We start from the raw sequence: 13,530 nt of genomic DNA, 5'->3' as shown, positions 1-13,530 counted from the left end.
GGAACTCGAAGCTCTAGCCATTATTGGGCCCCGCGAGACACTTGCCAAGGCAACCGAGACTGCCAGAAAGGCAGGACTATTTCCTGTTAAATTACTCGCTGCAACTGACGATCTTCGACAGATTCGGAACCCGTTTGCTCATCGCAAGCATGATGCCCATTCACAAAATATGAGCACGCGTTCTCGTGTCCGGAAAATGCATCCCAAATCTGTGCTAGAAGAAGATGCTCAGCACGCTATAGAGACCATGTATGAATATTTCTCGCTCACCGTCAAACCGGTCGAAGCTGGCCCGCCAGCCCGTTCGCCTCCCTCTCTGGGCGCTGTGCAATAATCAGTGCAGCGCTAGTTAGCTTTTGCTCCGTCAGGTTCTTCACCCATGACAGACTTCCAGCAGATAATCGTCGATATTCTCCAAGAGCAACACAGCCATCTTGCGAGCACCAAACAAGCCAGACTTGAAAGGTCGCGGTCGGAGTTGACCACATCTATTCGCGCTTGGAAGAATTACACGGGCAGACCGTGTGGCTACGAAAGTCAAGACGAAAGAATATCTAACTTGGCTGCACGTTTGGACGCATTACCTGACAAGGCAAGTATTGCTCCTCTTGACACTCAGTTTTTCATTGCCAGACTCTCAGAAATCGATGATGCGATAGCCAAGTATCGAGAAGTACTATCGATCAAGCGTCGACAAACTGAGTTTCTAGGCGACTATGGTAACGTCGACAATGAGAAGTGGATCAAAGAAATCATCCGCTTTATCCAGCGAAATCCCACCGTTGATCAAGCTGTAAGAAGTCTGGAGGTGGCCACCAAAGAAGCCGAGCTTAATGTCAACTGGAGATCAGCAGTCGCCGAGCACATAAACGAGCAAATCGCACCCGCAACAGCCTTACTCGATGTTGAACCGGCGGACGGGGTTGCGTTCGAACATGCATGTCTGCTCGTACTCCAGAAATCGGGTTGGTCAGCGAGGCTGACTCCGCCGACGGGCGACCAAGGCGTAGATATTCTGGCAAAGAAGAATGGCGTATCGGTTGCGATTCAGTGTAAAAATCATCGCGCGCCCGTAGGGAATGCTGCGATTCAAGAAGTTTATGCCGGCAAATCGTTCTATGAAGCCGATGTCGCAGTCGCAGTATCGCTGTCGAGTTACACGCCAAGCGGCTCTCTCCTTGCGAAGAAACTAGGAGTATTGCTGCTTGACCAGGTATCGCTGAATCGGCTGGAGGAGTTAATTTTGGCGCGTTGAAAAATCTACCCATCTTTCAGCACAGGCTGCCGCAGCTTTATCGGCCAGCCGGTTAATTCAAACATTGACGGTCTGCTTCTCGAATCTTGAAGGTCGCCTTTGGGTTCGGTTGCCGACAGCAAGCCACGAAAGCTCAGTGGCCGCTTGTGGTCCTGGAACGGCCAGCTCAATGGGAAACCGCCGAGGCCGAGCATCACCGGCCGGATCAAACTGGAAGCAGTCGTTCACAGTTTTTTGGGCCACCGGCTGCCACCGACCCAAAGGCGACGCACTGCTGCCGGGAAAGAGGCCGGTCGAAGTGGCCTTCTTTTTCGCAGCATCAAAGCACAGCTCCCCGGCGGCAAACTCGCGGCGCAGCGAAGATTTTGGCGTCGTTGTACAGCAGATTGTTAGCATTTATAGGCCTTGGCGTTGAAGCTCCTCCAAAATCCGTTGTTGATCAAGTCGGTGTAGCAACAAGTCAATAATAACGCCACGACGAACCCTATTTATTCTATCGTTCGAAGCTTGAAGCGCTGCTTTGTAATAGATGCCGTGAATAGTATAGTCGCCCAAACCTACGTTTTCGACGCGCCGATAGAAGGCGTCAAGCGACTCCACAACCTCGTGAGGTTGAACGTCGAAAGCGTCATCTTGCATTGCACGATCAAGCTCCACGAATAGCGTGAAAAGATCGGCTTTCTTCCAAGCCCTAGACTTTGGATCAAAATTACATTCATCTATATAGTCGACCACTTTGTCGATTCTATTCTTAATCGATGCCGATTCCGAAAAATCGTCATTGTAGCGGCTTAACAATTCTTCAAAGGCATCGTCGCGATTGAAGTAGCCTTGCAGCATTGTTGTAACAATCGAAACGGAAAAGCGAAGATCACCCATGCGCTTATAGTCACGGGCATTAAACACTCTATGTTCTTCAAAAAATTGATACTGGGCAAAAGTTTCGCAAAACAGCTTGAATTGTCCAGCATAGACGGCATTATTCACTTCAATATCTAGAAGCGAGTATTTAGTTGCATTTAGCCTCCGGAATACTTCGACCACCTCGTCTTTCGACAGTGTGCCAAGATCGCGAACGGCCACGTCATACTGAAGAAACGCCTTCTTTTGGTCTTCGCCTAATTCCTTGTAGCCTTCCGCAACGGTGAGCTTAAGATCCGGGTCGCCATCGAAATATTGAATAAGCGTACTGACCCTTTGCAGGCCATCGACTAACAGCTGTGTCCCCGCTCCGGTGTCAAGATTCACATCTCCATCAGCAAAATATATCTCCGGGAACGGATAACCTTTCAAGACGCTATCAAGAAAATGATTTTTGTCATCTCGTGACCAGACAAGCCTCCGCTGAAACTCTGGTCTTGGTATTAGCTTGCCCTCTTTTATAAGAGTGATCAGTTCTCTCACTTTCTTATTGGTTGGCGCTGTTTTCATGGTGACTCCAAATTTGCTCTGCAGTTAGCTATGCTGCGTGCTTGGTACTTGATAAGAAATTCCACATTACGATAAAGCGCACCACTCAGCTTTCTGCGATCAAAGTGTCGTGAGGCTGTTAGCTGTCGAATTTCGTCTCGCCAACCATCATATGTTCTTAGGCGCGCTTCTCTCGGAATATGATCTGGCCTAATCCATCCATACACAAAGTAGTCACCGAGCTTATTCATCCGGTGTGGCATCCATGGCTTTCCGTGCGCATACGCTGCTAGCTCACCCCAAATAGCATCGAATAATGCTGGCGAGGTAAAAGCAATGTCAATGTCGGAGTCACCTCCAAATCGACGAAACGCCGGCAACGTGGGTTGTTCTTGTCTCTTTTTCTCAAAAAGACCGAACCCCAACTTCGCAGACCCCACAATCTGAATCTCGGCAGTTTCTATGGTCACACCGGTCGCCCGTGTTATGTTGTGCTGAATACGCGCGATTTGATCTGGTGTAATATGTGCACATGGCCTGCCGATCACGTGCTGCTCAACAAAATCACGTGGATCGTTGGATAGAATTAGGTATTTTAGCTCTTCGATATCCATTCTTGCGATCGCTAACTCTGTTATCAGAAGGCAGGGTTGCGCCATAACTCAGGCGCCTGCGCCCTGACTTTGCGCGGTTTGGCGCGCCGAAAGCCACTTGGGCGCGAGCTTTGCGCCGCATGCTTGTTGATTGCACAAAGCATCAGAAGTCGTGTATAGCGGCATCTCGCAAGCTCGGGCAAAAGCATACTCCCAGACTGTTCCAATGACTGCTTTCGGCAGGCTTCTTCACCGTCTCTTCTTGGCCGGTTGCCGCCGCTCGGCATCTCTCCCCGTCCGTCCCACTGGTGCGCCACGACTGTCAAGATCAGGTTCCGGGCCCGCCCGACTACACGGTGCCCCTCAGCCCGCCAGCGCTCACGCGGGCTCCCGGTAGAGGCACTTGTGGAACCTACCCAACACCACACTGAACACCTGGGCAATCTCATTCGGCTGCCCCAAGTCGGCCACGGCGTCCACGCTTTCGGGCAGGAGATGGCATCGATCTGGTCTGTCATGCGACGGCGGACAACGCGATCTTGACGCGCTTCAGGCCATCATGCACGGTCTGCGCCAATTTCTCCAAGTCCGGATCGTCCGGTAAGTTCTCGGTTGTCCATTCGCAGAACGAGGCCATGAGCGCCGCTCGCTCAATGGAGAGTCGTGAGTCGGCCAAGCCAGACTCGATGATGGGAATCAGGGCTGCCGCGGCTCGGAGTCGGTTGATTTCAGGGCTTGAGGGAGGAATCTGCTTCGACATGCCCCCATTTTAGCGAGAACCAGCCTCCCGGAATACGGCAGGGCACGGGGTCACCGCTGGCGCCTATCCCAAACCGCAGTCACGGCCCCGATCACTCCACCGGAAACGGCACCAGCAAGTCCTTCAACATCAGCGACGCCGGTTGCTTGCCCGCCACGATGCCTAGCGCCCGCAACGCGAGCGGGATGGCCCAGCTGACAAAAGACGCACAAGTCCGCTCTTCCCCGGCTATCGACTCCAGCCACTCGTAGTTCGCATTCCCGCGCACCCAAGCGCAGAAGTCATCGGCATCCAGACGCAAAACGGCCTCGGTCGCCATCGTGCCGCCTTACGGCTTTCGACGACGACCGCCAGGAACTCGCTGGCGTTTGCCGCCAGCCATTGCGAACCGAGAAGCGCTTGACCGGCCGCATCCGGTGGCTCCGCCCCACGTCCAGACCGACCGGCATCCGGAGCTGTGAAGATTTGTTCACGCCTGTGAGCAAACGTACACACGCCGGAAGAAATACTCACAGCGTGTGAACAAAGACACCCCGCGTCGGCATTGAATCTTCCGCGGCACTTCCATGACCATCGACTCCAACTGGATTCGTGGATCGAAGCAAACCTTGGGAGACCGATCATGCGTACTTGCCGGAAGTTCAAACATTTTGATCCGCTGACGGGCGAAGTGCCCTACTGGCCCTTTCCCGAGCTAAGCAGCGTGGTGTGGCGTGCTCGCCGGATCTTGAGTGGACGCAGCAGCGACCAGATCCATGATCTTGCCAACCATATCCACGACCTCATCGCGGAGTACTTTGCGCAGGCCCGGCAAACCGAGATGTGCCGGCTCGCCGCGGCGGGCTTGGAGGAGTTCCTGGAGGTCGGCGCGTTTGGTGGCATCCTGGGAATCAACCTCGACCGAATCGACGAACTCGATTTCCCGAAACCGGAGAACACCAGCGAGCTCGACGCTTTGGAGGCGGCCATCGGCGGTTGGCCGCAGGTCTTCGGCGAAGGGGCCGCTGCCCCGGATCTCTGCGAGTGCCTCGCCACCCTCGCCTTGTGCCAAGTGGGCGATGCGGTCCATCGACTGCATTACCAGTACGACTTCCAGACGCTTGAATACGTCCGACGGAGGCCCAAGACGCTGCAGCCCTACGATTTCATCCTGGCGGGACAAGCGGCCCTCTCGGCGATCGAGGCCGTGGGTCGCGCCGAGCGTCTGCTCGAAGTCAGGCACCTGCAGGCGCTGTTCGAGGGGCGCCTCAAGTCCGTGAAGACCCAGACCAGTACCGAGGTTCCAATCGCCCAGGATCCCCCAAGGGCCACGCGGCGCGCGGACGAGGCCCGGCAGAGAACCGAGCACGCCCGGCATATGGCCGCACGAAGCCTGCGCCGCCGCAATGCGTCCCGGGAGGCGGTATTGGCCGAGTGGGACCGAGACCGCGTCCTGCAGCAACTGAGTCACGCGAAAGCCGGACTGCGGCTGTCCCAGTGGCTGGCGCGACAGGACCTCGAGTTCTTCGAGCCGCGGACGGTCGCCGCGTGGATCGCCGCGCACGAGAAGAGCCTGGAACAGAGCCGATGAGCGCCTGTTCAACCCCGCCTGACCTGCAGCTGAGCGTACAGAGAGCGCAGCTCTCGTATTTCTTTTCTTTTCCGCGATACCGATGATGACCCTGCCTCAACACACAGGAGTCATCATCATGGAAGCCCACCCACGAGACCGGCGGTCGCCCCAGGCACCGCGTAATCCAGGGCCCGCATCGGTACCGCCGCCGTCTGTCGCGTCGGCTGTGTCGGCCGCGAGAACCGGAACTCCCCAGGCGGCCCTCCAACCCGCCCCGCTGGCTGCGACGGAGCAGCACTACCTCAACGAGGGCGAACTCGCCCGTCGCTGGGGCCTCTCGCCGAAGACGCTTCAACGCTGGCGCGGCGAAGGCGTCGGACCGGTCTTCGTCAAGTTCTCGCGCCGCGTCGCCTATCCGCTCCAGGGCCCCGGCGGCATTCTGGACCTGGAGCAGCGCAGCCGGTACCGGAGTACCAGCGAGCGCGTCGCACCGGGAGGCCGGGAATGACTGCCTCCATCCTCCACGAGACCCTGGCGACTCCCGTCGCCGAGCTGGCGCAACAGCCGGGCGAGGCCCTGCATCGCCTCCAGCTCGATGCGGGCGATCTACTGGCCGCAGTCAAGGCCGTCGTCGAGCACATCGACCGGGCGGTGGATCTCAAGTATGCCGACCGCGCCCGGCAGTTGCGACTGGCCGCCGGCAAGGACACCGGCGTCGTCCACTTCGACGACGGCACCGTGCGGGTGACGGCTGACCTGCCGAAGCGCGTCGACTGGGACCAGCCCAAGCTCGCCGACATCGCGCGCCGCATCGTTGCCAGCGGCGATGACCCGACCCAGTACCTGGAGATCAGCTACCGCGTCTCCGAAACCAAGTTCAACGCCTGGCCCGAGTCGCTGAGAAACGCCTTCGTTCCGGCACGCACCCTCAAGACCGGCAAGCCGGCATTCCGTCTCGCCCTGCTCAAGGAGAACGCATCATGCTGAACCAGCTTCTCGAATCGCTTCGCCAGAAGTCCATGCTGTTCGCTGACCTGCCGGACTCGCTTCGCGTACCGGGTCAGGGAGGCCATCCCGCCATCGACGCTCTGCCCCTGGAGGAAGCCAGCGTCAATGACCTGGACTTCGCTCTCCAGGATCTCGACAACAAGATCACGGCAGCCCGCCAACAGGCTTTGGCCCTCAAACGCCTGCGCGATCAAGCTCGAATTCGTGGCGCCGTCGACAGCGATACGGTCGGCGCGATCTTCGGTCGGGAGGCTTGACATGACACTCCCCATCATCACGGCTGACCAGCGCCTGGCCGAGCGCCGCGGCGTCAAGGGCGTCCTCGTCGGCAAGAGCGGCATCGGCAAGACCTCGCAACTGTGGACACTCCAACCCACGGCCACCCTGTTCTTCGATCTCGAGGCCGGCGACCTGGCGGTCGAGGGCTGGGCGGGTGACACGCTGCGCCCACGCACCTGGCAGGAATGCCGCGACTTCGCGGTGTTCATCGGCGGGCCGAACCCGGCGCTGCGCGACGACCAGCCGTTCAGCCAAGCGCACTTCGATGCGGTATGCGCGCTTCGGCGATCCGGCCATCGGTGCTCGACCGGTACGACACCCTCTTCGTCGACTCGATCACCGTCGCCGGGCGGCTCTGCCTGCAATGGTGCAAAGGGCAGCCGCAGGCCTTCTCCGAGAAGACCGGCAAGCCCGACACCCGCGGCGCCTACGGCCTGATGGGCCAGGAAATGATCGCCTGGCTCACCCATCTCCAGCACACGCGCGGCAAGAACGTCTGGTTCGTCGGCATCCTCGACGAGAAGCTCGATGACTTCAATCGCCGCGTCTTCTCGCTGCAGATCGACGGCTCCAAGACTGGCCTCGAACTGCCCGGCATCGTCGATGAGGTGATCACCCTCGCCGAACTGAAAGCCGATGACGGCACCAGCTACCGCGCTTTCATCTGCCACACGCTGAATGCCTGGGGCTATCCCGCCAAGGATCGCTCCGGACGACTCGATGCCGTCGAAGAACCTCACCTTGGCCGCCTGATGGCCAAGATCGCCGGCCCCAGCCAACCCGCACCCGAGCGACTCGACTTCGCTCGCCGCCTCGCCCCCTCCCTTCCGATTCAGGAGTCCTGACCATGACCTACTTCGATTTCAACTCGGCTGCCGACCCATCCTCCTTCGACCTTATTCCGAAGGGCTCCTTCGTCCGCGTTCGGATGACCGTACGCCCGGGCGGCTTCGATGATCCGAGCCAGGGCTGGACCGGCGGCTATGCCACGCGCAACGCGCAAACCGGATCGGTGTATCTCAACTGCGAATTCGTCGTCCTGGAAGGCGAATTTGCTCGGCGCAAGATGTGGTCGCTGATCGGCCTCTCCAGCCCCAAAGGGCCGGAGTGGGCGAACATGGGCCGCAGCTTCATGAAGGCGATCCTGAACTCGGCAAGAGGCATCCACCCGGACGACAGCAGTCCTGCGGCACAGACCGCCCGGCGAATTAGCGGTTTCGCCGAACTCGATGGCATCGAGTTCCTGGCGAAAGTCGATTGGGAGAAGGACCAGCACGGTCAGGACAAGAGCGTCGTCAAGTCGGCTGTCACGCCGGATCACAAGGACTACGCCCGGCTGATGGGAGCGACCCCACGCGCAGCGGTGCGGCCGAAGGGCTTTGGCAGCGCGATGCCGGCAGCGCCTGCGGCACCCGTCGCATCCACGCCAGCTGCGGCCTCCCGCCTCCCGTCTCCTCCTCCGTGGGCACAGTAAGGAGGCACGGCCATGATGCTCCGACCACGCCAACGCGAGTTCGTCACTCGTTCCATCGAAGCCTTGCGCACCCACGGCAACACGCTCGGGGTGGCTCCAACCGGTAGCGGCAAGACGATCTGCCTTTCCGGCACTGCCGGAGAGTTTCTCACCCATCCCGACGCCAAGGCCTGCGTGCTGGCCCACCGCGACGAACTCACCACGCAGAACCAGAGCAAGTTCTCGCGCATGAATCCGGGTATCTCGACGTCGGTGTTCGATTCTCGCCAGAAATCCTGGGCCGGCCAAGCGACCTTTGCGATGGTCCAGACACTGGTGCGCAACCTGGATCGGTTGCCGACCTTGGACCTGCTGGTAATCGACGAGGCGCATCACTGCGCGGCGCCGACCTACCGCCAGGTGATCGACACGACACTCGCCCGCAACCCGAGGGCTCTGATCTACGGCGTCACGGCGACTCCGAACCGGGGAGACGGCAAAGGCCTGCGCGAAGTGTTCTCGAACGTCGCCGACCAGATCCGGATCGGGGAACTGATTCGCTCCGGCCACCTGGTACCCCCGCGTACCTTCGTCATCGACGTCGGCACGCGCGACGCCCTGGACGGGGTGAAGAAGCTCGCCGAGGACTACGACATGAACGCCGTCGCCTCGATCATGAACCACGCGCCGGTGAACGACGCCGTCGTGCGGCACTGGAAGGAGAAGGCGGCCGGTCGAAAGACAATCACCTTTGCCGCCACGGTGGGACACGCCGTGGCCGTTCGTAATGCCTTCATCGTCGGTGGCGTCGCTTCCGCTGTGGTACACGGCGAGATGTCGGATGGCGAGCGCAAGGCCACCCTCGACGCCTTCGAAAACGGGGATGTCACCGTCCTCGTCAATGTCGCGGTGTTGACCGAGGGTTACGACTATACGCCGACGTCGTGCATCGTCCTGCTGCGCCCGAGTTCGTACAAGTCGACGCTGATCCAGATGGTCGGACGTGGGCTGCGCGTCGTCGATCCGACCGAATACCCCGGCCTGATCAAGACCGACTGCATCGTCCTCGACTTTGGCACCGCCTCGCTCAAACACGGCAGCCTCGAGCAGGAAGTCGATCTCGACGGTTTCGAGACCGACGATCAGGCGCCGACGAAGAGCTGCCCCGAGTGCGATGCGGAGATTCCCCGAGCCTCGCGGGAATGTCCCTTGTGCGGGCACGTCTTCCAACCGCAGAGGCATGACGAGAAGAGTGCGCTCGAGGACTTCGTGATGAGCGAGATCGATCTCCTCGCCCGCTCGAATTTCTCGTGGTGCGATCTCTTCGGCGACGACTGCGCGTTGCTCGCCACGGGCTTTACCGCCTGGGCTGGCGTCTTCTTCCTGGACGGCCGTTGGTACGCCGTCGGCGGACGGGGCGGCCTTCCGGCGAAGCTGCTCGGTGTCGGCGAACGGACGGTGTGCCTCGCGCAGTCGGACGACTGGCTGAACGAACACGAAACCCAAGACGCCGCACACAAGAGCCAGCGGTGGCTGACGGAAGCACCGACCGAGGCCCAACTATGCCGCCTGCCGCCGGCACTACGCGCGAACTACGGATTGACCCGTTATCAGGCTTCGGCGCTGATCACCTTCCAGTTCAACAAGCGCGCGATCCAGCAGCTCGTCTATGCGGAGAACGAGCGCTATCTGGAGGCCGCGTGAGATGCGCCGTCTGTTCTCGCCAAGCACGCGGCTTGGGCTATTTCAATCCCGCGCGAAGTCGCAGCGATCCGCAGCGAACGGCCGATCGTTGGGTGTTCTGCTCCATGCGCTGTCTGGACACGTTTTCCAGAGTCATGGCGCGGCTGACCGGACTTCAGGAGGACGCCGTGGTTGACCCGACCGAAATGGAAATCGCCGCCATGCATGCCGCGCTGGCGCCGCTCGGGGACTTCGTCGTCTCCGTCGGCCTGGACCGCCCACTGGCCGACTACCGCAAGGAGGAAGTTCTGCGCTTGATCGAGGTCGTCGTCGACGCCTATCAGGCGCACATGATCGAAGAGCACGAACGCTTGGCGGCGAAGGAGCGCGCGTACTTTGAGGCGCGGCTGAGCAGTCAGCCCAGCTCATCGGGAGGGCTGCGGTGATGCTCGACTTCAATCATCAACCCAGACTCCACGAGCGGTTCACCCAGGTGATCGATCAGGCGCTCGACACCGAACGTGCCCAGCAGACCCCGCGCCAGTATCTCGGGGCCTCGCGCCTCGGCGTGAGTTGCGAGCGCGCCTTGCAGTTCGAGTACGCCGGCGCGCCGGTGGATCCCGGTAAGGGTTTCTCGGGGCGGACCCTGCGCATCTTCGAAGTCGGGCATGCCCTGGAAGAAGTGGCCATCCGGTGGCTGCGTCTGGCCGGCTTTGATCTCTACACCCGCCGCAAGGATGGCGGGCAGTTTGGCTTCTCAGTCGCCGGTGGGCGAGTCCGGGGACACGTCGACGGCATCTTCAGTGGCGGTCCAGCCGATCTCGGTCTTTCGTTCCCGATGCTCTGGGAGTGCAAGACGATGAACGACAAGAATTGGCGGGAGACGGTCAAGAAAGGCGTCGCGGTCGCGAAGCCGGTCTATGCGGCACAGATGGCGATCTACCAGGCGTACATGGAACCGTCGATTCCCGGCATTTCCGACCACCCGGCGCTGTTCACCGCGATCAACAAGGATACGCAGGAACTGTGGTTCGAACTCGTCCCGTTCGACGGCGGACTGGCGCAGCGGATGTCCGATCGCGCGGTGCGAGTGATTCAGGCCACCGAAGCGGGAGAACTGCTGCCGCGTGGCTTCGTCGATCCGAACCACTTCGAGTGCAAATGGTGCGACTGGCAGGAGCGCTGCCAGCGAGTGGGAGGCGGTCGATGAATACGCGCTTCCTGGGAATCATCGCGCAGGAGGTCGCCGATGCTTGACTTCAACGACGCGCCCACCGGCCCCCGGGTCGATCTGGCGGGGCAACGTGACGACTTGCGTGCCGAACTGTTGGCACGCCTGCCGTCGGTGCTGATGGCGCTCTTTCCGGCTGGAAAGGTCCGTGGCAAGACCTTCGTGATCGGTGACATCGACGGCACCCCGGGCGACAGCCTGGAGACCGTGCTCACCGGCGAGAAAGCCGGGCTGTGGACCGATCGTGCGACCGGCGAAGGCGGCGATGTGTTCGAGCTCATTGCCCAGCACGACGGACTGGATACCCGCACCGCGTTCCCCGCGGTGATGGAGGCCGCCGCCGGTCTGCTGGGTCGGGCTCTGATCCATCCCGCACCGGCGAGACATGAGGCGCCTCTCGACGAACTCGGGCCACACACCGCCAGGTGGGATTATCTCAGCGCCACCGGCGAGTTGATCGCCTGCGTCTATCGCTACGACCCGGCGCCGGGACGCAAGGAGTTTCGTCCCTGGGACGTGCGCGCGCGGATGTGCCGGGCACCCGACCCGCGGCCGCTCTACAACCTGCCGGCCGTCGCGCAGACCGACGCGGTCGTGCTGGTCGAGGGCGAGAAGTGTGCCGATGCCCTGATTCGCCAAGGCATCGTCGCCACCACGGCGATGAATGGCGCCAAGGCGCCGGTGGACAAGACCGACTGGACGCCGCTCGCCGGGAAAGACATCGTGATCTGGCCCGATCGCGATGCGCCAGGGTGGGATTACGCCGAAGCCGCCGCGCGGGCTTGCGTCGTCGGCGGCAGCCGATCGGTGGCCATCCTCGTGCCGCCGACCGACAAGCCCGAGAAATGGGACGCAGCTGACGCGGCCGACGAAGGTTTCGATGTCGCGGCCTTCCTCGCAGAAGGTGAACGGCGGGTGATCAAGACCGCCGCAGCCTTGCTGCCGACCTATACGCTGGGCGCACTGCTGGACGACGATTCGCCGGCACCTCTGGACCTCATCGCGCCCCGGGTGCTGACGCCGGCGGGCCTGTTGGTCTTCGGTGGCGCACCCAAGGTCGGCAAGAGCGACTTTCTGCTCGCTTGGCTCACCCACATGGCGGCCGGTATCCCGTTCCTGGGGATGGATCCGCCCCGGCCGCTGCGCGTCTTCTACCTGCAGGCCGAAGTGCAGTATCACTACCTGCGCGAACGGGTGAAGGCGATCAAACTCCCGGTCGATCGCCTGCCCGCAGCGCGGGTCAATTTCGTCGCCACCCCGCAGTTGCGTCTGCTTCTCAACGATGCCGGCCTGGCGCAGGTGATTCCGGCGATTACTCAGGCCTTCGGCCGGGAAACGGCCGACATCATCGCCGTCGATCCGATCCGAAACGTCTTCGACGGCGGCGAGGGCAGTGCCGGCGAGAACGACAACGCGGCAATGCTGTTCTTCCTGTCGCAACGGGTTGAACGCCTCCGGGAGGCGGTCAATCCCGACGCCGGGATCGTACTCGTGCACCACACCAAGAAGCTCGGCAAGCGGCAGTTTGAGGAAGAACCGTTCCAGGCGCTCTCCGGCGCGAGCAGCCTGCGCGGCTACTACACGACGGGAATGCTGCTGTTTCGTTCCGACGAAACCCAGTCCCCACGGCAGTTGCTCTTCGAGTTGCGCAATGGACCGGCGATTCCCACCAAGCACATCGACAAGCTCCAGGGGACCTGGCGCGAAGTGACCGCCGGCGAGCGGCTGGTTCGGCGGGAATACGGCGCCAAGCTGGATGCCGAGCGCCGCCGCAAGCGGGACGTGATCCTGCAAATCATCTACGACGAAGCGGCCAAGGGGCGCTGTTACGTGGCCACCCAGTTCTCGATGACCTTCGAGAATCAAGGTGGGCTCGGCGCCGACCGGACGATACGCGAACGGATCGCGGTGCTGGCCACGAAGGGCTACATCAAGTTCTTCCGCAATCCCGCGGCGTATGGCCTTCCCCGATGCCAGGGTAGTCGGAAAGGCTATCTCTGCGTCGAGGATATGCGCCTGCGACGGATCACCGGGGAGCCGGATCAGGAAACCGGAGAGCTTCCGGAGGAGGAGGTTCCAGTCCTGCCGACGCACTACCTGTGTCCGCAGACGGGCATCTATTTGCCGGTCGAGAATCCCCAGGAGTGGGTCTACCAGGAGGAGGAAGAGGTATGACGAATGCAAAGCAAACCCCGACCCGTCTGACCGATACCGCGCGGAAAGCGCATGACAAATGGGACAACGGGTCTGCCAACTTCGGAAGTTGGCTGCCAACTTGCCAAGCTCTGCCAACTTCTGAGGCTAGA

14 protein-coding genes and 1 pseudogene are annotated in these 13,530 nt (G+C 60.8%); 11 read left to right on the top strand and 4 right to left on the bottom strand.

What is annotated here, in order from left to right:
- Positions 1 to 379 precede the first annotated feature (379 nt).
- Positions 380 to 1,255: a restriction endonuclease gene (locus V5B44_RS07275; protein WP_332358419.1), complete on the top strand. Its 876-nt coding sequence runs from the start codon at positions 380 to 382 to the stop codon at positions 1,253 to 1,255.
- 396 nt (positions 1,256 to 1,651) lie between these two features.
- On the opposite strand, the gene V5B44_RS07270 is transcribed toward V5B44_RS07275, so the two are convergent.
- The 4 genes from V5B44_RS07270 to V5B44_RS07255 form a co-directional block, all read right to left on the bottom strand.
- On the bottom strand, positions 1,652 to 2,686 hold the full coding sequence (locus V5B44_RS07270) for a DUF262 domain-containing protein (RefSeq protein ID WP_332358418.1): 1,035 nt from the start codon (positions 2,684 to 2,686) through the stop codon (positions 1,652 to 1,654).
- Complete coding sequence (locus tag V5B44_RS07265) at positions 2,683 to 3,279, bottom strand: hypothetical protein (RefSeq protein WP_332358417.1); 597 nt, start codon at positions 3,277 to 3,279, stop codon at positions 2,683 to 2,685. Before V5B44_RS07265 ends, V5B44_RS07270 begins: the two co-directional genes overlap by 4 nt.
- A 493-nt stretch (positions 3,280 to 3,772) precedes the next feature.
- Positions 3,773 to 4,018: a hypothetical protein gene (locus tag V5B44_RS07260; RefSeq protein ID WP_332358416.1), complete on the bottom strand. Its 246-nt coding sequence runs from the start codon at positions 4,016 to 4,018 to the stop codon at positions 3,773 to 3,775.
- A gap of 91 nt (positions 4,019 to 4,109) precedes the next feature.
- Complete coding sequence (locus V5B44_RS07255; protein ID WP_332358415.1) at positions 4,110 to 4,337, bottom strand: hypothetical protein; 228 nt, start codon at positions 4,335 to 4,337, stop codon at positions 4,110 to 4,112.
- 303 nt (positions 4,338 to 4,640) lie between these two features.
- Here V5B44_RS07255 and V5B44_RS07250 point away from each other — a divergent pair, with 303 nt between their 5' ends.
- The 10 genes and pseudogenes from V5B44_RS07250 (at position 4,641) to V5B44_RS07205 (ending at position 13,399) form a co-directional block, all read left to right on the top strand.
- Positions 4,641 to 5,588 (top strand): hypothetical protein, encoded by a 948-nt coding sequence (locus V5B44_RS07250; RefSeq protein WP_332358414.1) that lies wholly within the window; start codon positions 4,641 to 4,643, stop codon positions 5,586 to 5,588.
- A gap of 208 nt (positions 5,589 to 5,796) precedes the next feature.
- A complete protein-coding gene (locus V5B44_RS07245) occupies positions 5,797 to 6,078 on the top strand; it encodes a hypothetical protein (protein WP_332358413.1) in 282 nt (93 codons plus the stop codon).
- Positions 6,075 to 6,557, top strand: a complete 483-nt coding sequence (locus V5B44_RS07240; RefSeq protein WP_332358412.1) for a hypothetical protein — start codon at positions 6,075 to 6,077, stop codon at positions 6,555 to 6,557. The genes V5B44_RS07245 and V5B44_RS07240 overlap by 4 nt, the downstream gene beginning before the upstream one ends.
- On the top strand, positions 6,551 to 6,835 hold the full coding sequence (locus V5B44_RS07235) for a hypothetical protein (protein WP_332358411.1): 285 nt from the start codon (positions 6,551 to 6,553) through the stop codon (positions 6,833 to 6,835). The genes V5B44_RS07240 and V5B44_RS07235 overlap by 7 nt, the downstream gene beginning before the upstream one ends.
- A 1-nt stretch (position 6,836) precedes the next feature.
- Positions 6,837 to 7,702: pseudogene (locus V5B44_RS07230) on the top strand (ATP-binding protein).
- A 2-nt stretch (positions 7,703 to 7,704) separates the two neighbouring features.
- Complete coding sequence (locus V5B44_RS07225; RefSeq protein WP_332358410.1) at positions 7,705 to 8,331, top strand: hypothetical protein; 627 nt, start codon at positions 7,705 to 7,707, stop codon at positions 8,329 to 8,331.
- A 12-nt stretch (positions 8,332 to 8,343) separates the two neighbouring features.
- On the top strand, positions 8,344 to 10,014 hold the full coding sequence (locus V5B44_RS07220) for a DEAD/DEAH box helicase family protein (protein WP_332358409.1): 1,671 nt from the start codon (positions 8,344 to 8,346) through the stop codon (positions 10,012 to 10,014).
- Between the two features lie 32 nt (positions 10,015 to 10,046).
- Complete coding sequence (locus tag V5B44_RS07215) at positions 10,047 to 10,439, top strand: DUF6511 domain-containing protein (RefSeq protein WP_332358408.1); 393 nt, start codon at positions 10,047 to 10,049, stop codon at positions 10,437 to 10,439.
- Entirely contained in the window at positions 10,439 to 11,203 is a 765-nt protein-coding gene (locus tag V5B44_RS07210; RefSeq protein WP_332358407.1) for a hypothetical protein, read from the top strand. The genes V5B44_RS07215 and V5B44_RS07210 overlap by 1 nt, the downstream gene beginning before the upstream one ends.
- Positions 11,204 to 11,242: 39 nt before the next feature.
- On the top strand, positions 11,243 to 13,399 hold the full coding sequence (locus V5B44_RS07205; RefSeq protein ID WP_332358405.1) for an AAA family ATPase: 2,157 nt from the start codon (positions 11,243 to 11,245) through the stop codon (positions 13,397 to 13,399).
- Positions 13,400 to 13,530 lie beyond the last annotated feature (131 nt).

It is taken from the genome of Candidatus Accumulibacter necessarius, from assembly GCF_036625085.1.
The sequence above is the reverse complement of the archived record's forward strand: the minus strand, read 5'-3'. Positions and strand labels throughout refer to the sequence as shown.